This is a genomic window from Avrilella dinanensis (assembly GCF_002807015.1).
In the GTDB taxonomy this organism is placed as follows: Bacteria; Bacteroidota; Bacteroidia; order Flavobacteriales; family Flavobacteriaceae; genus Flavobacterium; species Flavobacterium dinanensis.
On sequence record NZ_NIPO01000001.1, the window covers coordinates 1,455,858 to 1,479,952 of the forward strand.

At 38.7% G+C, this 24,095-nt stretch carries 23 protein-coding genes and 1 tRNA gene; 20 read left to right on the top strand and 4 right to left on the bottom strand.

Going from position 1 to position 24,095, the window contains the following annotated elements; translation table 11 throughout:
• Positions 1–96: 96 nt before the first annotated feature.
• Positions 97–1,107, top strand: a complete 1,011-nt coding sequence (locus tag CDL10_RS06900; protein WP_100678675.1) for a sugar phosphate nucleotidyltransferase — start codon at positions 97–99, stop codon at positions 1,105–1,107.
• 10 nt (positions 1,108–1,117) lie between these two features.
• The gene (locus tag CDL10_RS06905; RefSeq protein ID WP_100677850.1) at positions 1,118–1,918 is read left to right on the top strand and encodes a DUF4292 domain-containing protein; all 801 of its coding nucleotides are present in this window, start codon (positions 1,118–1,120) and stop codon (positions 1,916–1,918) included.
• Between the two features lie 54 nt (positions 1,919–1,972).
• Here CDL10_RS06905 and CDL10_RS06910 read toward each other — a convergent pair whose 3' ends face one another.
• Positions 1,973–2,350, bottom strand: a complete 378-nt coding sequence (locus tag CDL10_RS06910) for a hypothetical protein (RefSeq protein WP_100677851.1) — start codon at positions 2,348–2,350, stop codon at positions 1,973–1,975.
• Between the two features lie 206 nt (positions 2,351–2,556).
• On the opposite strand from CDL10_RS06910, the gene CDL10_RS06915 reads away from it, so the two are divergent.
• From CDL10_RS06915 to CDL10_RS07000, 18 genes are all read left to right on the top strand, one after another.
• The gene (locus CDL10_RS06915) at positions 2,557–3,267 is read left to right on the top strand and encodes an HAD family hydrolase (protein WP_100677852.1); all 711 of its coding nucleotides are present in this window, start codon (positions 2,557–2,559) and stop codon (positions 3,265–3,267) included.
• Positions 3,268–3,539: 272 nt separating this feature from the next.
• On the top strand, positions 3,540–4,004 hold the full coding sequence (gene mraZ / locus CDL10_RS06920) for a division/cell wall cluster transcriptional repressor MraZ (protein ID WP_100677853.1): 465 nt from the start codon (positions 3,540–3,542) through the stop codon (positions 4,002–4,004).
• Positions 3,991–4,896: a 16S rRNA (cytosine(1402)-N(4))-methyltransferase RsmH gene (gene rsmH / locus CDL10_RS06925; protein WP_100677854.1), complete on the top strand. Its 906-nt coding sequence runs from the start codon at positions 3,991–3,993 to the stop codon at positions 4,894–4,896. The genes mraZ and rsmH overlap by 14 nt, the downstream gene beginning before the upstream one ends.
• Position 4,897: 1 nt before the next feature.
• Entirely contained in the window at positions 4,898–5,239 is a 342-nt protein-coding gene (locus CDL10_RS06930) for an FtsL-like putative cell division protein (protein ID WP_243389305.1), read from the top strand.
• Positions 5,230–7,227: a penicillin-binding protein gene (locus CDL10_RS06935; protein ID WP_100677856.1), complete on the top strand. Its 1,998-nt coding sequence runs from the start codon at positions 5,230–5,232 to the stop codon at positions 7,225–7,227. The genes CDL10_RS06930 and CDL10_RS06935 overlap by 10 nt, the downstream gene beginning before the upstream one ends.
• Positions 7,224–8,687 (top strand): UDP-N-acetylmuramoyl-L-alanyl-D-glutamate--2,6-diaminopimelate ligase, encoded by a 1,464-nt coding sequence (locus CDL10_RS06940; protein ID WP_100677857.1) that lies wholly within the window; start codon positions 7,224–7,226, stop codon positions 8,685–8,687. Before CDL10_RS06935 ends, CDL10_RS06940 begins: the two co-directional genes overlap by 4 nt.
• A gap of 59 nt (positions 8,688–8,746) precedes the next feature.
• Positions 8,747–9,955: a phospho-N-acetylmuramoyl-pentapeptide-transferase gene (mraY, locus tag CDL10_RS06945; protein WP_100677858.1), complete on the top strand. Its 1,209-nt coding sequence runs from the start codon at positions 8,747–8,749 to the stop codon at positions 9,953–9,955.
• Positions 9,956–11,293 (top strand): UDP-N-acetylmuramoyl-L-alanine--D-glutamate ligase, encoded by a 1,338-nt coding sequence (gene murD, locus CDL10_RS06950; protein WP_100677859.1) that lies wholly within the window; start codon positions 9,956–9,958, stop codon positions 11,291–11,293.
• 67 nt (positions 11,294–11,360) lie between these two features.
• Entirely contained in the window at positions 11,361–12,617 is a 1,257-nt protein-coding gene (locus CDL10_RS06955) for an FtsW/RodA/SpoVE family cell cycle protein (RefSeq protein WP_100677860.1), read from the top strand.
• Between the two features lie 52 nt (positions 12,618–12,669).
• Positions 12,670–13,830 carry an undecaprenyldiphospho-muramoylpentapeptide beta-N-acetylglucosaminyltransferase gene (murG, locus tag CDL10_RS06960; RefSeq protein WP_100677861.1) on the top strand — a complete coding sequence of 387 codons (1,161 nt, stop codon included), beginning with the start codon at positions 12,670–12,672 and terminating at the stop codon, positions 13,828–13,830.
• Positions 13,827–14,816 carry a virulence RhuM family protein gene (locus CDL10_RS06965; protein WP_100677862.1) on the top strand — a complete coding sequence of 330 codons (990 nt, stop codon included), beginning with the start codon at positions 13,827–13,829 and terminating at the stop codon, positions 14,814–14,816. Before murG ends, CDL10_RS06965 begins: the two co-directional genes overlap by 4 nt.
• Positions 14,817–14,922: 106 nt before the next feature.
• The gene (locus tag CDL10_RS06970) at positions 14,923–15,405 is read left to right on the top strand and encodes a hypothetical protein (protein WP_100677863.1); all 483 of its coding nucleotides are present in this window, start codon (positions 14,923–14,925) and stop codon (positions 15,403–15,405) included.
• Between the two features lie 8 nt (positions 15,406–15,413).
• Positions 15,414–16,832: a UDP-N-acetylmuramate--L-alanine ligase gene (murC, locus tag CDL10_RS06975; RefSeq protein ID WP_100677864.1), complete on the top strand. Its 1,419-nt coding sequence runs from the start codon at positions 15,414–15,416 to the stop codon at positions 16,830–16,832.
• Positions 16,833–16,879: 47 nt separating this feature from the next.
• Positions 16,880–17,605 (top strand): cell division protein FtsQ/DivIB, encoded by a 726-nt coding sequence (locus tag CDL10_RS06980; protein WP_100677865.1) that lies wholly within the window; start codon positions 16,880–16,882, stop codon positions 17,603–17,605.
• Positions 17,606–17,608: 3 nt separating this feature from the next.
• Positions 17,609–19,006, top strand: a complete 1,398-nt coding sequence (gene ftsA, locus CDL10_RS06985) for a cell division protein FtsA (protein ID WP_100677866.1) — start codon at positions 17,609–17,611, stop codon at positions 19,004–19,006.
• Positions 19,007–19,021: 15 nt separating this feature from the next.
• The gene (gene ftsZ, locus CDL10_RS06990) at positions 19,022–20,914 is read left to right on the top strand and encodes a cell division protein FtsZ (protein ID WP_100678676.1); all 1,893 of its coding nucleotides are present in this window, start codon (positions 19,022–19,024) and stop codon (positions 20,912–20,914) included.
• A 78-nt stretch (positions 20,915–20,992) separates the two neighbouring features.
• Complete coding sequence (locus CDL10_RS06995) at positions 20,993–21,442, top strand: GatB/YqeY domain-containing protein (protein WP_100677867.1); 450 nt, start codon at positions 20,993–20,995, stop codon at positions 21,440–21,442.
• Positions 21,443–21,453: 11 nt separating this feature from the next.
• Positions 21,454–21,527 (top strand) — tRNA-Arg (locus CDL10_RS07000).
• Between the two features lie 302 nt (positions 21,528–21,829).
• Here CDL10_RS07000 and CDL10_RS07005 read toward each other — a convergent pair.
• The 3 genes from CDL10_RS07005 to CDL10_RS07010 form a co-directional block, all read right to left on the bottom strand.
• Positions 21,830–22,081: a DUF5053 domain-containing protein gene (locus CDL10_RS07005; RefSeq protein WP_100677868.1), complete on the bottom strand. Its 252-nt coding sequence runs from the start codon at positions 22,079–22,081 to the stop codon at positions 21,830–21,832.
• Positions 22,082–22,126: 45 nt separating this feature from the next.
• A complete protein-coding gene (locus CDL10_RS11410; RefSeq protein ID WP_165772993.1) occupies positions 22,127–22,279 on the bottom strand; it encodes a hypothetical protein in 153 nt (50 codons plus the stop codon).
• Between the two features lie 213 nt (positions 22,280–22,492).
• On the bottom strand, positions 22,493–24,016 hold the full coding sequence (locus tag CDL10_RS07010) for a bifunctional GNAT family N-acetyltransferase/carbon-nitrogen hydrolase family protein (RefSeq protein ID WP_100677869.1): 1,524 nt from the start codon (positions 24,014–24,016) through the stop codon (positions 22,493–22,495).
• Between the last annotated feature and the right edge of the window lie 79 nt (positions 24,017–24,095).

Consider the following 24,095-nt stretch of genomic DNA (forward strand, 5'->3'; position numbering starts at 1 on the left):
TGAAAGGTTTTTAAAAACCTTTCAGGATTATTATATAAATTATATACCTACAAGGTCTGTCAGACCTTGCAGGAAAATGAAAAACACAAACAAAAAATGAAAATAATCGTACCGATGGCGGGTCGTGGCTCACGCTTACGTCCACATACATTAACAACGCCAAAACCTTTAATACCTATTGCTGGCAAACCAATTGTACACCGTTTGGTAGAAGATATTGCCAAAGTAATTAACCAACCTATCGATGAAATCGCGTTTATCATTCATGAAAGCTTTGGCAAAGATGTTGAAAAAGATTTAGTTGCTATTGCGGAAAAATTAGGTTCAAAAGGAACGATTTATTACCAAAACGAAGCTTTGGGAACAGCTCACGCCATTTTGTGTGCCAAAGAAAGTATGCAAGGCCCCATCGTGGTGGCGTATGCCGATACTTTGTTCCGTGCAGATTTTTCACTTGATGCTACTGCCGATTCTGTGATTTGGGTAAAAGCTGTAGATGACCCGAGTGCGTTCGGAGTGGTTCAGTTAAACGATAAAAACGAAATCGTGGATTTTGTTGAAAAGCCCAAAGAATTTGTTTCAGATTTAGCGATTATCGGGATTTATTTCTTTAAATCAGCTGAAAATCTACGTAGTGAATTAGAATATTTAATCGACAACAATATTGAAAAAGGCGGCGAATATCAACTGACCGATGCGTTGGAAAATATGAAACAGAAAGGTTTACGTTTTGTTCCCGGAAAAGTAGATGAATGGATGGATTGCGGCAATAAAAACGTCACTGTTGATACCAACAACCGTATGCTGAATTTCCTGCATAATGATGAAGAAAATATGGTTTCATCAACAGTCGTTATAGAAAATTCAACGATTGTTCCGCCTTGTTATATCGGGGAAAATGTAGTGCTGAAAAACGCAACTGTTGGTCCGAATGTATCTTTAGGAAACAATACCAAAGTAGAAAATGCAACGATAAAAAACAGCCTAATACAAACCCATGCAGAAATTAAAAATGCCGAACTGGATAACGCAATGATTGGCAATTATGCAAAATTCAATGGTAAGTTTACCAACATCAGCATTGGCGATTACAGTGTGTTAGAATAATCGATTATATATGAGAGCATTAATAGGAATATTGCTGTTGTTACTTTTGTTGGTTTCCTGCAAATCGGGACAATTGAAAACGACCAAAGATGCAGATGATTCAACTAAAGTTACCGACACTCGTTTGAACAAAAGACTGAATGCGGCAGACATTCTGGACAATCACCTATCGGTTGAGTCTGATTTTGAGACCTTACATATTATAGGCGATGCAGCGTACAGTGGTTTCTCAATGGGCGTGCAAACCGATATTCGCATTGAGCGGGGTGAGCAAATTCTTATTATCATCAAAAAATTAGGATTTACATGGGCTAAAGTTTACATCACGCCAGAGCGAGTTTCCTATTACGAAAGCATGACTACCACTTATTACGACGGCGATTTTACTTTAATAAGCAATTTGCTCGGCGTTGAGTTGGATTATGAAAAAGTTGAAAATCTTTTATTGGGTAAAGCCTTATATGATCAACGACAAGAAATCACCAGCAAAGATATTGAAGAAAATCTATATCGTGTTTTAACGCAGTTAGTTACACAAAATGATTTGGTGGAATTACAATACTGGGTAGATGGTAGCTGGAATCTGCACAAAGAAAAATTATCGCTGGATAATTCATCTAATGAGTTGGAAATCAATTATAAAAACCACAAACAATCGGAGGGAGTTGTTTTGCCTCAGCAAATTCATATTTTTGCCACTAACGCAAAACAGACGGTAGATCTCAAACTGAATTATTCCAAAATCAGCAAAAACATCGACCTGAATTTCGTTTACGAAATACCCAAAAATGCTAAAGAAATTCGGTTTTAAGCATAATAAAAGAGGCGGGTTTCCCGCCTCTTTCTTCTTCTTTTTTCAGGTAGTTTATCTGCTACAATCAGCCGTCCACGTTTCGCCATCTACGACATATAATATTTTTAAATCGCTTTCGTTGATGCGAATATAACTCAACTCGCTTCCGCCAATATTGATGTAGTAATTATCATCTTCTTCTTCAAATTCAATTCCGTTAATGTTTGGAATTCCGTCAGAAAAGGCAAAATTATATTTGTCTCCCACTTTAACAACAGTCACTTTCCCATCATCAGAAGATTTATTTTCTGAGTCTGACGTATAAGAAATCGATCCGTTATATGTTCCTACAAACAAATCATTATCTGCCGGGTCGTCATCTTTGCTACATGCAGTTACTACAAATAATAACAAAACACCAGTACCTAAAAATTTTAATACATTTTTCATATTGATATAAATTTATTGATTTGTAAGATGTAATTCAAAAATCAATCCGATTGCTATTATTTTACAATATATTAACAATAAGAATGGCTGTTTGGGGAAGTTTTAGTATAAATGACCCTTTTGTGTGATTTCGATAATGTGTAAGTTATCCACAAATTGAGTAAAACTCAAGTTTTTTTCGTATTTATGCATACAAATTGAAAAATATGACCGCCAACCGCTCACTTATACCAAAAATTATTGCCTTTGATGCAGATGATACACTTTGGGACAACGAACCTTATTTTGAAGAAGCCGAGCAGCGATTCATTACTTTAATGGGCGATTTTTTGTCCAAACAAAGTATTTCCCAAAAGCTGTATGACACTCAGATTAAGAATTTACCTTTATACGGATATGGCATCAAAGGATATGTGTTGTCGATGATAGAATCTGCGAATGAAATCGCTAACGGATATTTGTCTAACGAATTGTATGACAGTATTTTGTTGATAGGCAAAGATATGCTCAACCAGCCGGTACATTTGCTGGACGGTGTGGAAGAAACCTTATTGGTGGTAGCAAAATACTTTCCGGTTATTGTTGCAACCAAAGGCGATTTGAAAGACCAGCACCGCAAGCTACACGATTCTGGTATCGGACAACTTTTTCATCATATTGAGGTAATGATTGACAAAAATCAGCTCGATTACCAAAAGATGCTGAAAAGGCTCGAAATTGATTTTTCTGATTTCCTGATGGTAGGTAACTCATTGAAATCAGATGTGTTACCGGTTATCGAGCTGGGCGGCTCGGCAGTGCATATTCCTTACCATACTACCTGGGCACACGAACGGATTAACTACGAAATCAAACACACCAATTTTTACACTTTACAAAGCATAACCGATTTGCCAAAATTGTTGAATTTGATATAAAACCAAACAAAAAACTCTCTTTTCTCTATTGATTTTCTGGTTTGTTGAAATCGGATTGACAATTATCAACAGGCTTATCAACAAGAAATAATTTGTGTTCATTTGCACAAACAAATATCAATACTCTATAAACAGCGGTTTTATTTCCGATTCTTTATCTAAACAAATTTCCGAATTGTTGATAACTCAAAATTTATCAACAAAGTGGTAAGATGTGGTAAAAAGTGGTAATTATTTTTTAATTTTGTTCATGTACTGAGCAAGAGTAGAAAATGAAAGCCATTGTAGGAACATATGAATGTAAAGTAGATGCTAAAGGGCGTCTGATGATTCCGTCCGGAATGAAGAAACAACTTCCGGCTGCGGAAGATGGCTTTGTGCTCAAACGTTCTGTGTTTGAAAAATGCTTGGAACTTTGGCCGATGGCAGAATGGCAGATTATGATGGGAAAAATCAATCAGCTCAACCGGTTCAACAAAAAGAACGATTTGTTCGTGCGTAAATTTATGGCAGGCGTGAAGTTGGTCGATATTGACGACAACGGGCGTTTACTGGTTGCTAAAGATTTGATGGCTTTTGCCGGCATACAAAAAGAAATTGTTTTGTCTTCCAAGATAAATATCATCGAGATTTGGGATAAAGAGTTGTATGAAAACTTATTGTCTGACGAAGATATTGATTTTGCCGATTTGGCTCAGGAAGTAATGGGAAAAGATACAGCTGATGACAACAACTAATTACCACCAACCGGTATTGCTCAAAGAATCCGTAGATGGAATGAATATCCGTCCCGACGGCATTTATGTGGACGTAACCTTTGGCGGTGGCGGTCATTCGAGAGAAATATTAAGCCGGTTAAACGAAAAAGGAAAACTCTTTGCTTTTGACCAGGACGAAGATGCCAAGCAAAATGTGATTGATGATAAACGATTTACGTTAATTGACCAGAATTTCAGATACCTTAAAAGATACCTGCGGTTTTATGGCGTGAAACAAGTTGACGGCATTCTGGCGGATTTGGGCGTCTCATCTCACCAATTTGATGTGCCTGAGCGTGGTTTTTCCACCCGTTTTGATGCCGAACTGGATATGCGAATGAACCAAAGTGCAGGATTGTCGGCACGAAATGTTATTAATGATTATGCCGAACAGGATTTAGCCCGGTTGTTCAAAATGTATGGCGAGCTTCATCAGGCAAAGGGCATGGCGAGTGCCATTGTAAACTATCGGACACAATCGCCGATAACCGACAGCTCACAGCTCAAAGAAGCATTGGATAAGTTTTTGCCGGCTCACAAAAACCATAAAATTCTGGCACAGATTTATCAGGCAATCCGCATTGAAGTTAATCAGGAAATAGAAGCCTTAAAAGAATTTCTGTCCCAAACTCCGGAAGTGCTGAAACTGTCCGGACGATTGAGTGTGATTTCCTATCATTCGCTGGAAGACAGGCTGGTCAAACGCTTTATGCGAAACGGAATGTTTGAAGGCGAACCCGAAAGAGATATGTTCGGCAGGTTTGAAGTGCCATTCAAGAAAATAGGCAAACATATTGAACCGACTTCCGAAGAAATAGCGACAAATAACAGAGCAAGAAGTGCCAAGTTGAGAATAGCTGAAAAAAAGTAAGATGAGTTTTTACGATGTCATAAAAGCAAAATATCTAGTTGATGAACAGTCATCAAGAAACTGGTTTTTTATCATTTACGTGGTATTTTGGGTGCTGATGCTCATTGCCAATAACCATGTGTTTGAACAAAAAATCATTAACCTCAAAAACCTGACAGAAGAGGTCAAAGAATACCGGACTGAATATGTAGAACGACGTTCGGAACTGATGTTGATGAAACTCGAATCGAGTATAGAAAAAAAAATGGAGCCGGAAGGAATTTTTATTCCCGATGCACCGCCTGTGAAAATTAAAGTGAAAAAAGAAGAAACAAAACCGTGGTATAAGAAACTATGGCAATAAAAAGAGGAGATAACAGCACAAGAATATTGCTCATCTACGGAGGTATGATGTTGGTTGCCGTATTGATTTTGGCAAAGCTCAGCTACATTCAGTTTAAGGAAGGGGAAACCTGGCGTGCCAAAGCAGATAGCTTGACTGTGAGAATGGAAAAAATCCCGGCAAACAGAGGGAATATTTATTCCTCAGACGGTAGTTTGTTGGCAACATCTATTCCGAAATATACCATTTTCTTTGACCCTTATGCTGCCAAAGCAGAAGATTTCGAGCAAAATATTCACGCTTTGTCTGATTCATTGAGCCGGTTTGTAGGAAAAAGAAGTGTAGGGCAGTGGGAATCCTATTTCCGGAAATCCAGAGCCAGCAAAAAAAGATATCTGCCGATAGCCAATAAGCTCAGCTATATCGAATATATGAAACTGAAACAATTTCCGCTGTTTAATCTCGGCAAAAACAAAGGCGGATTAATTGTAGAACAACAATATGTGAGAGAATATCCGATTGGAATGATTGCCAACCGAACTATTGGTTATGAACGGGAAAATGAAGACGGAACCATTACAAGAAAAGGAATCGAAGCGGCATTTACCAAATATTTGACCGGAAAAGAAGGGGCAAGGACAGTACAAAAAATGTCGAAAGGATTGTGGAAACCAATCAGTGATGAAAATGATGTGGATCCTGTGGACGGATATGATGTTATCACAACCATAGATGTTTTCATTCAGGACATTGCTCATCATGCTTTGCTGGACGTTTTACAGCAATATGAAGCCGACCATGGAACAGTAATTGTTATGGAAACCCAAACCGGGCATATTAAAGCAATTTCCAATCTGGGCAGAACATTGTCCGGAGATTATATCGAAACGATTAATTACGCCATATTAGAACGCCACGACCCTGGATCAACTTTCAAGTTAGCATCCTATCTGGCTTTGCTGGATGATAAAAAATGCGACACGGCTACTATTATTGATACAAAAAATGGGGTGGTCACTTTTTCTAATCGCCGGGTAACAGATTCCAATCGCCGGGGATATGGAAAAATATCACTCGCCCGAGGGTTTGAAGTTTCGTCCAATACAGTGGTTACACAAGCTGTAAATGAGGCTTATAAAAACAACCCGGAGCAGTTCATTAATAAACTGGAATCGTTTGGGTTCAATGATACTTTAGGGATTCAGCTCAGAGGCGAACCCAAATCATATATTCCGAGTCCGGGCGACCGAAACTGGAGTAAAATTGCTTTGCCGTGGATGGCGTATGGTTATGGAATACTGGTGTCTCCATTGCAAATGCTTACATTATATAATGCGGTGGCGAATGACGGAGTAATGGTCAAACCACAATTTGTGAAAGAAGTGAGAGATGTTGACCATTCAATTAAAATGTATGAAACCGAAGTAATTAATCCACAAATTGCCCGTCCGGAAGTAATCCGGCAGATGCAGGATATTCTCAAAAACGTAGTGAAAAGAGGTACAGGTAAAAAATTATATTCGCCCGATTTTCCGATAGCCGGAAAAACAGGAACGGCTCAGATGAATTATGGCGGCAGAGAGGGCGGAATGTATTATGCCTCATCATTTGCCGGATATTTCCCTGCCGATAATCCGAAATATTCTTGTATTGTGGTAGTTCATAAACCCACAAAAGGAAGTTATTACGGAGCAGATGTTGCCGGACCGGTATTCAAGCGTCTGGCACAGAAAATTTACACCGACAATCCGTCATTGAATCAGGTCGAAGATGTAAATCAACCGCTTGAAAAAGTAAACCGGGATTATGAATCTTATTATACAAAAGTCCAGCACAATGCAACCCAGATGCCAGACGTACGAGGATTACCTGCAATGGACGCTGTTCCTATTCTGGAAAACCTCGGATTAAAAGTTCACATCAACGGATTGGGCAAAGTTAAGCGTCAGTCTGTTCAGGCAGGAGAGCAAATTAAAAAGAATCAGCTCATTATATTAGAATTAGGTTGAAACAGTTAAAAGACATATTATACAAAGTATCCATTGAGGCAGTCAAAGGCTCAACTTATGTTGAGGTTGCCGATTTAATACTGGATTCCCGAAACGCAAAATCGGGTAGTCTTTTCGTGGCATTAAAAGGCGCGCAGGTTGATGGGCATCAATATATTGACAAAGCCGTCGAGAAAGGAGTTTTGGTTGTAATTTGTGAAAAATTACCAGAAGAAATTACCGAAGGAGTGACTTACATTGAAGTAAACGATTCACACAAAGCACTGGCTTTGATGGCTGATAATTTTTACGACCACCCGTCTGAAAAGCTTAAGCTGATTGGTGTAACCGGAACAAACGGCAAAACCACCACAGCTACTTTATCACATCAGTTGTTTACGCAGCTGGGTTACAACGTGGGGCTGATTTCTACTGTAAAAATATTGATAGGAAAAAAAGAATTTACTGCTACACACACCACGCCCGACGCGATAACCATCAACCGTTATCTGCATCAAATGGTAGAAGAAGGCTGCGAATTTTGTTTCATGGAAGTGAGTTCACACGGTATTGAGCAAAAACGGACAGAAGGGCTGACATTCAGCGGTGGAATTTTTACCAACTTGTCACACGACCATTTGGATTATCACAAAACATTTGCCGCATATCGCGACGTTAAAAAGAAATTCTTTGACCAGTTGCCCAAAAATGCTTTTGCCCTGACCAATGCTGATGACAAAAATGGTATGTTCATGTTGCAGAATACACCAGCTAGAAAAAAAACGTATGCGTTGAGTAATATTGCCGATTATCAGGTTAAAATTCTGGAAAGACAGTTAGGCGGTATGTTGCTGACTATTAATCAGAAAGAAATTTGGGTAAAGCTGATAGGTACATTTAATGCCTCGAATATTCTGGCGATATATGCAACGGCTATCGAACTGGGCATGGACGAAACCGAAGTTTTATTGCAATTGAGCACTTTAGAAAGTGTATCCGGAAGATTCGAGTATATAGTTTCTCCGAATGAGCTAACGGTTATTGTCGATTATGCTCACACACCCGATGCATTGGAAAATGTACTGAAAACCATTGAAGATATCCGAACCAGAAACGAACAAGTTATCACCGTGGTCGGCTGTGGCGGAGACAGAGACAAAACCAAACGTCCGTTGATGGGAAAAATCGCCGCAGAAATGAGCGACCAGGTAGTTTTCACTTCAGATAATCCGAGGTTTGAAGACCCTCATCAGATTTTGAATGATATTGAAGCCGGTGTGGAAGCCCAGCATACGAGAAAAACGATTACCATCGAAGACCGTCGGCAGGCGATTAAAGCCGCTATCAAAATGGCAAACCGGAATGATATTATTCTCATCGCAGGAAAAGGACACGAAACCTATCAGGACATAAATGGTGTAAAACACGATTTTGATGATATGCAAATTGCAAAAGAAATAATAGAGTTGTTGAGGAAATAATTGCTTAACGGTTGTCATTCCGATGAAAGAGGAACCTCCCGAACTTTAAACAAAAAAATATGATATATTACTTTTTAGAATATTTAGATAAAACCTTCGATTTGCCGGGAACGGGATTATATCAATATATCACGTTTCGTTCGGGAATCGCATTGATATTATCATTGCTGATATCGACGATATTCGGTAAACGGATTATCAGCTATATCCGCAGAAAGCAAATTGGCGAAACCGTTAGAGAACTCGGACTCGAAGGGCAAAATCAAAAAGCAGGTACACCAACAATGGGTGGAATTATCATTATTCTGGCAACACTCATTCCGGTTTTGCTATTTGCAAGAATCGACAATGTGTATATCTGGCTGCTTATTCTCACAACGATATGGATGGGAACAATTGGTTTTCTTGACGATTATATCAAAGTATTCAAAAAAGACAAGGAAGGTCTCAAAGGAAAATTTAAAGTGTTTGGACAGATAGGACTGGGAATCATTGTTGGTAGTATTCTGTATTTCCACCCCGATGTGACCGTCCGTGAAGCACCAAGCAATATGATGGACACCGAAATGGCGGCACAATTTGATGTGAAATCCACCGCGACAACAATACCATTTTTCAAAAACAACGAGTTTGATTATGGTCAGCTTATCTCATGGATGGGCGACGGTTATCAGGACTATGTCTGGCTGATATTCATTCCGGTGGTTATTTTCATCATCACAGCGATTTCCAACGGAGCCAATCTTACAGACGGAATTGATGGTTTGGCAGCGGGTACATCTGCCATAAATGTGGTGGTGTTGGGTGTGTTCGCATTTGTGTCGGGGAATATTATTTTTTCTAATTACCTGAATATTATGTATATACCCTATTCCGGAGAAATGACGATTTTCATTGCGGCTTTCGCTGGGGCATTGGTCGGATTTCTTTGGTATAATGCCTATCCGGCTCAGGTTTTTATGGGCGATACGGGTAGTTTAACCATTGGCGGAATCATTGCGGTATTGGCGATTTCTGTGCGAAAAGAATTGTTGTTACCGGTTTTGTGTGGCGTTTTCCTGATAGAAAATTTATCGGTGGTCATGCAGGTAAGTTATTTCAAATATACCAAGCGGAAATATGGCGAAGGCAGACGGATTTTTCTGATGTCGCCCTTACATCATCATTTTCAGAAAGGAGGCTATCACGAAAGTAAGATTGTAACCCGGTTTTGGATTGTTGCTATATTTTTGGCAGTATTTTGTGTCATATCATTAAAATTGAGATAGATGAAAAAGTTGGTTATTCTTGGCGGAGGAGAAAGCGGTGTGGGAACAGCTATTTTGGCAGCTCAGCAAGGTTTCGATGTGTTTGTTTCCGATTACGGATCAATTGGAGAAGACTATCAGCGATTATTGACACAAAACCATATCGAATGGGAAGAAAAACAACATACGTTAGCTAAGATATTACAAGCCGATTTGGTGGTAAAATCGCCGGGAATCCCTAATGAAGTCAATGTTGTAAAGAAAATCAGAGAGCAGGGAATCGACATTGTTTCCGAAATAGAATTTGCCTTTCGATACAACACTCAGCCAACAATAGGCATTACCGGAAGTAACGGGAAAACCACCACGACCATGTGGATTGAACATATTTTGAAAAACGGGGGATTAAATGCTGCGGCAGCCGGAAACATCGGCGACAGTTATGCCGGACAAGTGGCAAAAACTCCGGATAAGTTGTATGTGTTGGAGCTGAGTAGTTTTCAACTGGACGATATCAGGGATTATGCCCCGCATATTGCAGTGATTACCAACATCACGCCCGACCATTTAGACAGATACAATCATCAGTTTGAGAATTATGTAAATGCAAAATTCAATATTACAAAAAATCAGTCCGATAAGGATTATTTGATATACGATGCCGACGATTCAGTGATTACAGACTGGCTGAATAAGCATCAAACCAAGGCGAATTTACTGCCTTTTTCAACAAAAAAAATATTAACTAAAGGAGCATATATTAAAGATAATACAATCACAACTATGATTAATAACCAGGAGCAAACGATTATCGCCACAGACGAAATAGCTGTCGGAGGAAAACACAACCAGAAAAATGCTATGGCGGCCAGCTTGGCGGCACAGCTGATGCGTGTGAGAAACAAAACCATTCGCGAAAGTTTATCGAATTTCAGCGGAGCACCGCATCGTCTGGAAAAAGTAGCTCGTATCAGGAAAGTACAATATATCAACGATTCAAAAGCGACCAATGTGAACGCTACCTATTTTGCGTTGGAAAGTGTGAATGCACCGGTTATCTGGATTGCCGGAGGCGTGGACAAAGGAAATGATTACGATGAGCTGCTGCCGTTTGTAAACGAAAAGGTTAAAGCCATCATTTGCCTCGGAATCGACAATGAAAAGCTCAAAAATACTTTCGGTAGAATTGTTGATGTGATACTCGAAACCACTTCAATGGACGAAGCGGTAAAAATAGCAAGTAAAATTGCCGAAGAAGGCGACCAAGTATTGTTGTCGCCGGCATGTGCGAGCTTTGATTTGTTTGAAAATTATCAGGACAGAGGAAATCAGTTTAAGCGGGCTGTTAGTAATTTGTAAATAACAAATAGGCGGATAGGCAAATCTGCAAATTCGCGAATAGGCGATCAGCAAATAAACAAAGAATATGAAAAAGATTTTATCAGGATTTCAGGGAGATAAAGCAATTTGGGCGTTTGTAATTTTACTCGCCATCATCTCTTTTATGCCTGTGTTCAGTGCCAGTACCAATTTGGTTCACGTAGTCGGAACAGGAACTATCGTGGGTATTTTGGTCAAACACTTTTTTCATATTTTTATCGGAATTTTGATTATTTACATCATTCATCGCATACCGTTTGAACGCTTCAAATACGTTGCACCGTTGCTGTGGATTATCGCTAGTATATTGCTGATTATTACAGCGATGCAAGGTGTCACGATTGCCGGAGCCAATGCCAGCCGATGGATAAAAGTACCGCTGATTAATCTTAGTTTTCAGCCTTCGTCGATAGGGTGGATAGCCATTATTGCTTATTTGTCGTGGTTTTTGTGGCGGTTTGAAGACGAATATTACAGTTTCAAAAAATCGTTGCTCTACGTTTGGGTACCTGTTTTTGCTATTGTCGTTCCTATTGCTCCGTCCAATTTATCCACGGCAGCACTGATATTTACCTCTTGTTGCATGCTATTGTTTGTGGGTAAATATCCGCTAAAATATCTGGGAAAAGTACTGGCAATCTGTGCCTTGTTAGGAACATTGTTTTTCTTTGCCGCAAAGGCTTTTCCGGACACGATGCCGTCAAGATTCAGCACATGGACTGCCCGTATCGAACGTTTTGGCTCTGATGATAAAGATGTGGACAGATACCAGATTGATAACGCCAAAATAGCTATTGCCAAAGGCGAAATATTTGGCGTAGGTCCAGGAAAAAGCGTACAGAAAAACTTTTTGCCACAATCATCATCAGATTTTATTTATGCAATTATTGTCGAAGAATTCGGGTTGATTGGCGGACTGACCGTATTATTTTTTTATGTGTTGTTGCTGTTCCGGTTTCTGGTCGTCTCGATGAAAGCTCCCAATTCGTTTGGGAAATATCTGGTGTTTGGATTAGGTTTTTCCATTATTTTTCAGGCACTGATTAATATGGGTGTCGCCGTAGAAATATTTCCGACCACAGGGCAGCCGTTACCATTAATCAGTAGCGGAGGAACCTCTATCTGGATGACCTGCGTATCCATCGGGATTATTCTGAGTGTATCCAGAAAAGAAGAACAAGTCAAACAACAACTGAAAGAAAGTGAAAAAAAACAAGAAGCTTTCAGAGAATTACTGGCTCAACAGGAAGATGAAAAAACAGAAGACGAAGATATAGCCGTTAAGGCATTGAAGAATTTATAGTTGTCGCTTAAAACAAAAAAATAAACGCTGCAATAACAGCAAATAAAGATATATGAAACCAAGATTTATCATATCAGGAGGAGGAACAGGAGGACATATTTATCCTGCGATTGCGATTGCGAATGAATTAAAGTTGAGGTTTCCTGATTGTGAAATTCTGTTTGTGGGAGCAAAAGACAAAATGGAAATGCAGAAAGTTCCCCAAGCTGGTTATGAGATTGAAGGTCTTTGGATTAGCGGGATTCAACGAAAACTGACTTTAGAAAATCTGAAATTTCCATTTAAATTTTTATCGAGTTTACTCAAATCCAGAAAAATCATTAAAAAATTTAATCCCGATGTGGTTATCGGAACTGGAGGTTTTGCCAGTGGTTCGGTTGTGCAGGTAGCACAAAGTATGAAAATTCCGACTTTGATTCAGGAGCAAAATTCCTATCCGGGAATAACCAATAAGGTTTTGTCGAAAAAAGCGAAAACAATTTGTGTGGCTTATGATGGATTGGATAAGTTTTTCCCGAAAGAAAAAATTGTTTTTACGGGAAATCCTGTTCGCCAGGATTTGCTGAATGTAGAAGAAAACAGACCAGATGCAATAAAGCATTTTGATTTAGACCCGAATAAAAGAACATTATTAGTGTTGGGCGGGAGCTTGGGAGCAAGAAGAATAAACCAACTGATTGAGAAAGAATTAGATTTTATCGTAAACCAAGATGTTCAGTTAATTTGGCAATGCGGAAAGTTTTATTACGAAGAATATAAAAAATACGATTCTGACACCCAACACCCAACACCCAACATCCAAGTTTTGTCATTTATTGACCGAATGGATTTGGTATATGCAGCTGCAGATATAATTATTTCGAGAGCCGGTGCATCGTCCGTTTCGGAGTTGTCGATTGTCGGAAAACCGACGATTTTTATTCCTTCTCCGAATGTAGCAGAAGACCATCAAACCAAAAATGCAAGAGCCATTTCCGACAAAAACGGAGCTGTTTTAATAAAAGAATCAGAATTGGATATTCGGTTTGAAAACGTGTTTTCGGAAATTGTAAATAATGAGGAATTACAAAAAGAATTAAGCGAGAATATAAAAGAATTGGCCAAGCCAAATGCCACAAAGGATATTGTTGATGAGATTGTAAAATTAGTCAAAAGTCATAAAGTCAAACGACAATTCGAATGTAAGAAATCGATAAACCGAAATAAAAAATGAAACCAAAGGATATTTTACTGTTTAATACTACTGACCAAAAAGTCAATGTATCGGTTTATTTCCAAAACGGTACATTTTGGCTTACACAAAAAACAATGGCAGAATTGTTTGGTGTGGGTGTTCCTGCGATAAGCAAACATTTAAAAAATATTTTTGAAACAGAGGAATTAGAACAGAATTCAGTTATTTCCAAAATGGAAACAACTGCTACAGATGGTAAAGTATACGATACAAGTTTTTATCGTTTAGAAGCCATTTTAGCAGTTGGTTATAGAGTAAATTCGGTACAAGCAACCGAATTCAGAAAGTGGGCAACACAAACATTGAACGAGTTTATCATCAAGGGTTTTGTGATAGACGACGAACGGTTGAAGCAAGGCAAAAATTTTGGTCAGGATTATTTTGATGAATTGTTGGAACGCATTCGTGAGATCCGTGCAAGTGAACGTAGATTTTATCAAAAAATAACCGATTTATATGCTTTAAGCACCGATTACGATAAAAAAAGTTTACAAACCCGTGATTTCTTTGCAATGGTTCAAAATAAATTACACTGGGCAATTACAGGAAAAACGGCTGCTGAAATAATTTATACCGAAGCCGATGCTACCAAGTTGTATATGGGATTAAAAACGTGGAAAGATGCTCCCGATGGGAAAATTATGAAAACCGATGTTTCTGTAGCTAAAAACTATTTGTCGCACGAACATATTTTGGAGTTGAACAGAATTGTTTCGGCTTATTTAGATTTAGCAGAAAACAATGCACAACGCGGCATTGCCTTTAATATGAAGCAATGGGCAAATTTTTTAGATCGTTTTTTAGAACTTTCGAACTATCCGATTTTAATCGACAAGGGAAAAATAACAATGCTTGAAGCCAAACTCAAAGCCGAAAGTGAATACGATAAATTTCGGGTAATTCAAGACAGAGATTATGAAAGTGATTTTGACAAGCTAATAAGTAAAACAAAGAAAAAATTATAATATCAAACAAACGTCACTTCGAGTAGTGTAATGAAATGGAACGTATCGAGAAGTAAAATATGAATATAAAAAACACATAATATCATTTTTTATTCTTCTGACAACAATGGTTTTCGGACAAGATATGATTGCCGATTCTTTAGAAATAAACAGAATTGATTGTTTAGTAAATGAAATTAAAAATGACAGTTCATTGAAGATGATAAGCCTTGATGATATTAAATTGCTAAACAGATTCAACAAAAAAACTTATCATACAGTATATGTACAATTAAAAAATGATAAAATAGTTCATATATATTTGACCGACTCTTCACAAATTCCACGTTTTGGAGATTTTAAAGTCACGACGATTAGTCTGATACGAACGAGATATTTTATTAATGACGATGATTTAATTTATACTGAAGAATATTACGGTCACACAAGAAATAAATTATATTATAAAAATGCCAATATAATTAAAGTAGTGAATAATGATTTTGTAATTAATAATGATGACGTACTTAACGACATTATCAAAAACAAAGAGCAGATATATAAAAATTTTAATAAGATATATAAAGTATCGAAAAGAAAAATTAAGTAATTAAAAAAATGAACGAATTTAAAAACATATTTTTCATCGGAATCGGAGGCATCGGAATGAGTGCTTTGGCACGTTATTTCCATTCTGTTGGGAAAATTGTTTATGGATATGACAAAACCAGTACAAAACTCACTCGCGAGCTGGAAAGTTTAGGTATGTCTGTTCATTATACCGATGATTTGGATAATATTCCAAGCAACTTGGTGCCGGAAAACACATTGGTTGTGATTACCCCTGCCATTCCTAAATCACATTCGGAATGGAATTATTTTTTGGATAACGGGTTTGAGATAAAAAAGCGTTCAGAAGTTTTGGGATTGATTACCAAAGATACCTATTGTTTTGCAGTGGCAGGAACGCACGGAAAAACCACAACTACCGCAATTTTGGGGCATATTCTGCATCAAAGCGGGGTTGATGTTACTGCTTTCGTGGGTGGAATTGTTGAGAATTATCATTCCAATCTGATAGGAAACGGAAAAACGGTTACGGTTGTCGAAGCAGACGAGTTTGACCGTTCTTTTTTGAAATTATATCCCGATATGGCTTGTGTAACCTCAATGGACGCAGACCATTTGGATATTTACGGGGATAGTTCACATATCGAAGAAGCATTTATTGATTTTGCTAATAAAATTCAAGATAAAAATAAATTGTTCGTAGCCAAAGGATTGCCACTTGATGGTGTTCAGATAGAGGTTTCGGATAATCAAGGAACTTCCAAAACCCTTCCTTTTTTGGGAGGAGAGAGAATTTTCAAAGCCGAAAACGTACGTATCGAAAACGGAGCTTATGTTTTTGACGTACACACCACAGAAGACACGATAAAGGATATTCGTTTTCATCTGTTCGGAAAACACAATTTGAGTAATGCTTTGATGGCACTTTCTATGGCAAAAACCTACGGAATTTCTGATGAAAATATCCGTAAGGCATTGGAGAGTTTCAAAGGAATTGAAAGGCGTTTTTCGTACAAAATAAAAACAGATAATCTGGTTTTGATAGATGATTACGCACACCACCCGACCGAGATAAATGCAGTGTATAAGGCAGTCAAAGAGCTGTATCCAACCCGAAAAAATTTAGTGATTTTTCAACCACATTTATTCAGCAGAACGAGGGATTTTTTGGAGGGCTTTGCGGAGAGCTTATCGCAATTTGACGAGGTAATTTTATTGGATATTTACCCCGCCCGAGAGTTGCCTATAGAAGGAATTACATCAGGATTATTGCTGGAAAAAATAAATAATCCGAATAAAAAAATAGTATCCAAACAAGAATTGGAAAAAGAAGTTTTAACTTCTAATGCTCAGATTATTGCAATGGTAGGAGCAGGAGATATTGGAGAAATGGTTGTGCCTCTTGCGGAGGATTTACAAATTCACAAATTCACAAACTCACAGTCTTCCAAAGAAACGAAGTCTTAAATATTAAATTAAACTGACGAAACGAATAAATAAACGGTTCAACAAAAATGAAAAAAATAAATGGTTTTGACATAGGATTATTGTTGGTGTTAGTCAGTCTGGTGATGCTGTTTCGTTTTGCCAATGCAAGCAACAGCCAGCAGGAAATACGTGATGTCAAAGTTAAATTCGTAGGAAATGAAAATCATTTTCTGACACAGGAGATGGTTAATAACTTGTTGAAACAAAATTTTTCAAACCCTTCCGTAATTGCGAGAGAAGCCTTAGATTTGAGGGATTGGGAGCAAAAATTAGATATTAACAAATGGATAGCCCGTTCAGAGGTTTATGTTGATATCTCAGGTAATTTACATGCGGAAGTTGAGCAGAAAAAGGCACTGGCAAGAGTCATCAACAACGGAATGTCTTATTACATTAGTACGGAAGGAGATACCATGCCATTGTCTGCCGGGTTCAGTGTGAGAGTGCCGTTGGTAAGCGGAGTTTTGAATGAGAAAAACCAGCAGAAGTTTGTGAAGGTACTCAAAAAGATAACCGAAGATGATTTTATGAAAGAAATGATTACAGGGATCCGCATTAATCCCGACCAAACATTGAATCTGACGTCACGGGCACATGATGCCGACATAGAATTCGGGCACATGAAAGAAATTGACAGAAAATTGACCAATTATAAGATTTTTATGCATTATGCCGAAAATGATACGATAATGCAAAACTATAAGAACATTAATTTGAGATTTACAGAACAAGTTATTTGCACAAAACAATAAGCTATGGGTGAAGAAAAATTGGCAGTAGGACTCGATATCGGAACGACAAAAATTGTTGCGATGGTAGGCAGACGCAATGAATACGGAAAGTTGGAAATTGTTGGTTTGGGTAACGCCAAAAGTCTGGGAGTGAAAAGAGGTGTGGTAAATAATATCACGCAAACTATTCAGTCTATTCAGAATGCGGTTGCACTTGCCAAAAACGAATGTGGTTACAACATCAAAGGAGTGGTTGTCGGTATTGCCGGACAGCACATTCGCAGTATCCAGCACCACGAATATATCAGCCGGGAAAACCCCGATGCAGTTATTTCACAAGACGATATTGACAAGCTTATTGAGCAGGTGCAAAAACTAACGATGTTACCCGGAGAAGAAATTATACACGTTTTACCTCAGGAATTTAAGATTGATGATGAAGCGGGTATCAGAGAGCCAATCGGTATGTATGGCAGAAGACTCGAAGCCGACTTTCACGTGGTGGTTGGTCAATCTTCATCTATCAGAAATGCCGGAAGATGTGTGAAAGAAGCCGGATTGGAATTAGCCGGACTAACGCTGGAACCATTAGCGTCTGCTGATGCGGTTTTAAGCGATGAGGAAAAAGAGGCCGGTGTAGCATTGGTCGATATTGGTGGCGGAACAACAGATTTGGCAATTTTCAAAGACGGAATCATTCGTCACACAGCCGTTGTGCCGTTCGGTGGAAATATCATCACGGAAGATATCAAAGAAGGTTGCTCTATCATTGAAAAACAGGCTGAATTACTCAAAGTGAAGTTTGGCTCGGCATGGCCAGGCGAAAACCGGGAGAACGAAATTGTTTCCATTCCAGGACTCAGAGGGCAGGAGCCGAAAGAAATTTCTCTGAAAAACCTGTCGAAGATTATTCACGCTCGGGTGGTGGAAATCATTGAAATGATTTTTGCAGAAATCAAAGCCTACGGATATGATAATCCACAAAAAAAACTCATTGCCGGAATCGTTCTTACGGGCGGTGGCTCGGAGCTGAAACACATTAAACAGCTCGTGGAATACATTACCGGAATCGACACCCGTATCGGGAAGCCAAGCGAACATATTGCCGGCGAATCAGCAGAACTGGTAGCCCGGCCACTGTATGCAACCGCAGTCGGACTGACGATGGAGAGCGAACTGAACAATTCGAGAAGCCGTATTTATGTGCAGGAACATCAGGACGAAATCAGACTGAAAGAAAGATATCAAGAGTCTGTTCAGTCAATCAGACAAGAAACAAAACAGGAAGAAACCGCTCAACATATTGTGGAAGAAGATATTGATACACAAGAAGAACAACAATCTTCTGCCGAAAGAATCAAACAAAAATTTTTCGGAGGTTTCTTAGCCAGATTTAAAGAATTTATAGACAAATCAGAATAAAAAATGCTTGTAGGTATGGAAAATACATTTGACAATATCACTTTCGATTTACCCAAAAACCAATCCAACGTGATTAAGGTAATCGGAGTAGGAGGTGGAGGAAGCAACGCTATCAACCACATGTTTAATCAAGGAATCCAGGGTGTGGATTTCATCGTTTGTAATACAGATGCTCAGGCTTTGCAAAACAGTCCGGTACCTACCAAAATCCAGTTGGGTGTGAGCCTGACCGAAGGTTTGGGAGCAGGAGCGAATCCTGAAATCGGACAGCAGTCGGCATTGGAAAGCATCGACGAAATTGAAAAATTGCTGGATAACAACACCAAAATGGTTTTTATCACTGCAGGAATGGGTGGCGGAACCGGAACCGGAGCCGCACCGGTAATTGCTCAGCTGGCAAAAGAAAGAGATATTCTGACAGTCGGAATTGTCACAATTCCTTTTCAGTTTGAAGGAAAAGTACGTCAGCAACAAGCAGCCAAAGGTGTGGATAAGCTGAGAAAAGTAGTTGATTCCTTAATCGTTATTAATAACAATAAGCTGAGAGAAGTTTATGGAAACCTTGGGTTAAAGGCAGGATTCTCAAAAGCCGATGAAGTGTTGGCAACAGCTTCACGCGGAATTGCTGAAGTGATCACGAAACACTACACCCAGAATATCGATTTGAAAGATGCCAAAACTGTTTTGTCTGACAGCGGTACGGCAATCATGGGTTCTGCGGCGGCAGAAGGCGAAGACAGAGCCAAACAGGCAATTATTTCCGCTTTAGATTCGCCATTGCTGAATGACAATAAAATCAGCGGAGCGAAAAATGTGTTGTTGTTGATTGTTTCCGGCGATAATGAAATCACGATTGATGAAATCGGAGAAATCAATGATTATATCCAGACAGAGGCCGGGCACAGTGCCAATATCATCATGGGAGTAGGCGAAGACCCGCAGTTGGGTGACGCCATTTCTGTGACTATTATTGCGACCGGATTTAACATCGAACAACAAAAGGAAATCGTTAACTCGTCTGGGCCGAATAAAATCATTCATGTTTTGGACGAAAACCAATCCGTAACGGCAGATTTAACCAAAGCAGAGCAGCCTAAATTATTAGACCCGGAAAAGCCGTTAACCAATGAAAAACCGGCAGAATCAATTACTACGGGTGGATTGTTCGGAATGCCGAACACCGGCTATTCCAATGATACAGAAAAAAAAACGATAAACCAAGTTGAGGTCCAACCGGCTAATCCGGTAGTGAAAAATGAAACTACGGTAAAAATTGAAAAAATCGTTAAAAACGATGTTCGTGATATAGAAGTTGTTGATGCAGAGTTTATTATCGTAAAGCCAACATTTACACCTGAAGATCAGTTGCCGCAAACACCTGAAAATCCGGAACCGCAAATGATACAAAATTTTGTTCAGGAACCGGAAACACAGCATGACGGACAGGAAAAAATCGTTTATTCGCTGGAAGATTATATGGAAGTAGAACAGCAGCTTTCGCAGCCGGCACCAAAAGAAAAAGAACCTGAGCAGCAGGAAGAAATCTTGAATTTTACCCTGAGAACAGAAGAAACGGACAATCAGCCGGTAGAAAAACCGGTTATCACGGAAGAAAAAAAAATGATTGTTGAGCAGGAAATTTCACCTGTTGATGCATCAATCAATGATATTCTACGTCAGAGAGCTGAAGAGCGTAAACGGAAAATGAAAGAGTTTAATTATAAATTCAACAATGCCGCACAGTCGCTCAATGAGTTGGAAAAAGAACCTGCCTACAAGCGTATGGGAGTGAATCTGAAAGAAGTACAGGACAGCAGTCAGGTGTCGAGAACTTCGCTGAGCGTTGACCAGAATGACGATTTGCAATTACGTTCCAACAACTCTTTTTTGCATGACAATGTAGATTAATCAGCATAAAATTTTTATAACCCGGAAGTGAATCATTTTCGGGTTTTTTTGTATATTTGCCACTCGAAAAATAGCCTTATGAGCTTACAAACTCAAATTACAGAAGCCTTAAAAACGGCAATGAAAAGCAAAGACCAGATAGCTCTGGAAGCTTTGAGAGCAATAAAATCTGAATTATTGCTGGTACAAACGTCTGGTAGCGATTCAGCAATTTCAGAACAAGATGAAGTGAAGATATTGCAAAAGCTGGTTAAGCAACGCAAAGAAAGTGCAGATGTTTTTACTGCACAAAACCGCTTAGACCTGGCAGAGCCGGAGTTGGCACAAATCAAAGTAATAGAGCAGTTTTTGCCCGAGCAGATGAGTGAGGAAGAAGTGGAGAAAATCATTGCTCAAATTGTGGAAGAAGGCAGTTTTTCGGGAATGCAGGATATGGGAAAAGTAATGGGGCTGGCAAATGCTAAATTAGCCGGAGCCGCAGACGGAAAAACCATATCAGCTGTTGTGAAAAAACTATTAACAACATAAATATTAAGGTCGGCCCAGTAGTTCAACTGGATAGAATATCAGATTTCGGCTCTGAGGGTTGGGGGTTCGAATCCTCCCTGGGTCACAAAAGAAGTTTTAAGCACAAAAAGTCAATAATCGGTCAATTGATTTAATTGTTGCGTAAATATCTCATATATAGGGAATTAAAGTGGATAATGAAATCTGAAAGGGTTTATTATTCACTTTAATTTTTTATACAATGGAACGAAAAGAAGTTATTTTTGACACAAGAGTGACACAAAAAAAATGTTTGTGTCACTGAAAACCAAATTCAGAAAAATAATATGACATGAAAAGCAGGTAAAAAAAGCCCCGAAACGAGGCTCGTGTTTTGGGGCGGGTGTAATTAAAAATCAGTTAAGGAGTCTATAAACTATCTGCACAACTATCAATTCTGCTTGATAAATCCTTTAAAGCAGCTCGAAGAGTTTCTTTTTCTTCTGCTGTAAAATCGGTGGGTTTCCCGTTTCCGTCAATTCCGTCCAGCTTATGATAAAGCCATGAACGTGATTTTTCAAAATATTTTGTTGAAATTTTTGCCATTGATATATCTAATAATATATCTGATAATTTTTGTTTTACCGTGCCTTTTGTTCTCACGTCTATTGTTGTTTCCATAATATTATTTGATTAAGAGTGCCGCCATTTCGGACGGTATCTCGGTTAGTCTCTGTCTAACATTCTTTGAATTTGTTTGTCTATTAACCATTCATAATCTCTCTGACCATTTGGATAAGCTTTGTGATATAATCTTATTAGCGTTATTAATTCTTTTTCGTCGTCTGAAAGCGGTGTTAGCTTTTCTTTTTTGCTCATAATTATCTGATATCTAATTACACTTCAAAGATAGTACACTTTTGCGTATTATGTAAATGTTTTATTATGTTTTTTAATATTTCGCCCGGTATCTTCAATGGTGCAAAGTTCTTTATGAGCCCATGAATAGCAGGTGTTAGTCTTTTAATTTGTCAAATTTAAACGGGCTTTAAATTTCTGCTAAATTTATCAGGTCAACGAAATACTTGTTGATTATTTCAGTTTTCTTAATCGATACAAATCCAAACGGCGGTCTTTTTTAATACGGACACTTCCCAGTTCGTGTAATTCTTTCAATGCTGTTAAATCCACATCTACAATTAAAGTCATTTCGGTATTAGGAGTTGCTTCAGCTTTTATGCCATTGTTTGGAAAAGTAAAGTCTGAGGGCGTAAACACTGCCGCTTGCCCGTACTGAATATCCATATTATTGACTTTCGGCAGGTTGCCTACGCAACCGGTAATGGCTACATAACATTCGTTTTCGATGGCACGTGCCTGTGCACAACTTCGAACACGGGTATATCCGTTTTGCGTATCGGTCAGATAAGGAACAAACAGAATTTCCATTCCGTCTTCGCTCATGATTCGTGAAAGCTCCGGGAATTCTACATCATAACAAACAATAATTCCGATTTTTCCGCAGTCGGTGTCAAATGTTTGTATAGTGTTTCCGCCCTGCATTCCCCAATACAGCCTTTCGTTTGGAGTAATGTGTAGCTTCCGGTACATTTCCGAAGTTCCGTCGCGTTTGCACAAAAAACCGACATTATACAAAATACCATCTTCCAGTAAAGGCATGCTGCCGGTAATAATATTGATATTGTATTGAATGGCGAGTTCTTGAAAACGCTTGCTGATAGGTTCGGTATATTTTGCCAGTTCACGCATTGCTTCAGATTCGGACAAATGGTTGTAATCAGCCATAAGCGGTGCGACAAACAGTTCGGGAAACGCTGCAAAATCACTCTCGTAACCTGAAACCGCGTCAATGAAAAACTCTGCCTGATCGAAAAACTCCTCCAGGTTATTAAGAGAACGCATCTGCCACTGGATTAAACCTAAGCGAACCACACTTTTTTTAACATTAATTAAAACAGGAGATTTGTCATAAGAAATATTACTCCATTCCAGCAAAACCGCATAATCTTTTGAATCGTAGTCGCCTTCCAAATAGTTTCGTAACAGCCTTTTGATATGAAAATCATTGTTTAGCTGAAACGAAATAACCGGGTCGTGTATTTCTTTGGTTTTAACTTTTTCGAGATATTGTTTGGGAGTCAAATCTGCTGAAAAATTGTGGTAATTGGAGATGCGTCCGGCAAAAATGATAGATTTCAGGTTGAGCTGTTCGCACAATTCCTTTCGGGCATCATATAATCTTCTGCCCAATCGTAGACCTCTGTAATTCGGGTGGATAAACACGTCAATTCCGTACAAAATATCTCCATCAGGATTGTGTGCACGAAATTTGCTATCGGTGATAATATCGTTGTATTTATGGTTTGAAAGTGCCAGATTTTCTTCTACAATCAACGAAAGTGCGGCACCTACCACAACATCATCTACCACAATAACCAACTGACCTTCAGGGAAAATTTTTAGCAGTCTTCTGATTTCTTCTTTTTTCCAATACGGATCTTCTACGCCTTCTTCGTAAGCCTGAAGCATCGAGTTTTTTAACTCGATATAATCTTCTAACGCTAAATTTCTTAGTTCAACTTTTTTGATTTGCATAAAACGACGATTCTTAGGATAAAAATAGTAATATTTAAAATTATCCGGTAGTTAAATCAATACATTTTTCCAACATTCT